2 protein-coding genes and 1 pseudogene are annotated in these 1,830 nt (G+C 68.8%); all 3 read right to left on the bottom strand.

The window, feature by feature from the left end:
* Positions 1-773, bottom strand: a 773-nt coding sequence (gene prcA / locus ACFWM7_RS35170) for a proteasome subunit alpha (protein WP_383268825.1), incomplete at its 3' end; no start/stop codon positions are given.
* 58 nt (positions 774-831) lie between these two features.
* Positions 832-1,677 (bottom strand): proteasome subunit beta, encoded by an 846-nt coding sequence (gene prcB / locus ACFWM7_RS35165; protein ID WP_205082114.1) that lies wholly within the window; start codon positions 1,675-1,677, stop codon positions 832-834.
* Positions 1,629-1,830 (bottom strand): annotated as a pseudogene (locus ACFWM7_RS35160) (endonuclease domain-containing protein); the annotation flags it as partial. The pseudogene ACFWM7_RS35160 and the gene prcB, both read right to left, overlap by 49 nt.

Below are 1,830 nucleotides of genomic sequence, written 5' to 3'. Positions count from 1 at the left end.
GTGGAGTCGGGAGTGCTGTCGGCGTCGTTGTCCTCGGTGTCGGACGGGGCGTCCGTGGGCGTGCTGCCCGCGGCGTCCGTGTCCAGCAGCCGGGCCAGCTGACGGCCGACGATCCGCTTGAACTTGCGCTGCTGAGGGCGGGTGCGGTCCAGGACCGCGACCTCCAGGCGCTCGGCGGGGATCTCCCGCTCGCCGCCGCCCGGCTCGCGGGAGAGGGCCTGGACGGCCAGCTTGAGCGTCTCGGCCAGGGTCATGCCGTCGCGGTGCCGCTGGTCGAGGAAGCCGCTGATCTGTTCGGAGTTGCCGCCGACCGCGACCGAGCCGTGCTCGTCCACGATCGAACCGTCGTGCGGCAGCCGGTAGATCTGGTCGCCCTCGGGCTCGCTGCCGACCTCGGCGACCACCAGCTCCACCTCGTACGGCTTCTCGGCCGCGCTGGAGAAGATGGTGCCGAGCGTCTGGGCGTAGACGTTGGCCAGCCCACGGGCCGTCACATCGTCCCGGTCGTAGGTGTATCCGCGCAGATCGGCGTAGCGCACGCCGCCGATGCGGAGGTTCTCGTACTCGTTGTACTTGCCGGCGGCGGCGAAGCCGATCCGGTCATAGATCTCGCTGAACTTGTGGAGTGCGCGGGACGGGTTCTCGCCGACGAACACAATGCCGTCGGCATACTGCAGCACAACGAGGCTGCGACCACGGGCGATGCCCTTGCGGGCGTATTCCGCCCGGTCGGCCATGGCCTGCTGGGGTGAGACATAGAACGGCGTCGACACCGGCTATCCGTCCCTTTCTGTCAGTGACGAGTGCGTCTGGGGAGGCCAGGGGTCCGGATCAGAGCAGCGCGGCGCGCGGGCCGTCGGGCTGCTCCAGTCGGCGTTCCAGGATGGAGCGCGCGATCTCGGAGGACTCCTGGTCGCTCAGCCTCCGGAAGCCTTCGTCGGTGATGACGGTGACGATCGGGTAGATGCGGCGGGCCACGTCCGGGCCGCCGGTCGCCGAGTCGTCGTCCGCCGCGTCGTACAGCGCCTGTACGACCAGGGTGAGGGCCTGCTCCTCCGTCAGGTCCTCGCGGTAGAGCTTCTTCATCGAGCCGCGGGCGAAGATCGACCCGGAGCCGGTGGCGGCGTAGCCGTTCTCCTCGGAGCGGCCGCCGGTGACGTCGTAGGAGAAGATGCGGCCCTTCTCGCGGTCGATGTCGTAGCCGGCGAAGAGGGGAACCACGGCGAGGCCCTGCATGGCCATGGCGAGGTTGGAGCGGATCATGGTGGAGAGCCGGTTGGCCTTGCCCTCCAGGGAGAGCTGGGCGCCCTCGACCTTCTCAAAGTGCTCCAGCTCCAGCTGGAACAGCTTGACCATCTCCACGGCCAGTCCGGCGGTGCCCGCGATGCCCACCGCGGAGTATTCGTCGGCCGGGAAGACCTTCTCGATGTCGCGCTGCGCGATCATGTTGCCCATGGTGGCGCGCCGGTCGCCGGCCAGGACCACGCCACCGGGGAAGGAGGCGGCGACGATGGTCGTCCCGTGCGGCGCCTCGATGGCCCCCTGGAGCGGCGGCAGGCTCCGGTTGCCCGGGAGCATCTCGGGCGACTGGTCGGACAGGAAGTCCATGAACGAGGACGAACCCGGCGTCAGGAAGGCAGCTGGTAGACGCCCGGTGCTACGAGTGTTGGCTTCCACGCGTTTCCCTCCAGGTATGCGATGGCCCTGCGCAAGAGAGTCAGGATCATCCCCCAACTTGCCGATGGCCGTATTGCCGTTGAAGCGGCTTGTGCCACGGACCCTACCCGTCCCGCGGCAGTGATCCACATGTTCGGCGGGGGATATCCGCGC

It is taken from the genome of Streptomyces sp. NPDC058375 (genome assembly GCF_042723425.1).
GTDB lineage: Bacteria > Actinomycetota > Actinomycetes > Streptomycetales > Streptomycetaceae > Streptomyces > Streptomyces durocortorensis.
The sequence above is the reverse complement of the archived record's forward strand: the minus strand, read 5'-3'. Positions and strand labels throughout refer to the sequence as shown.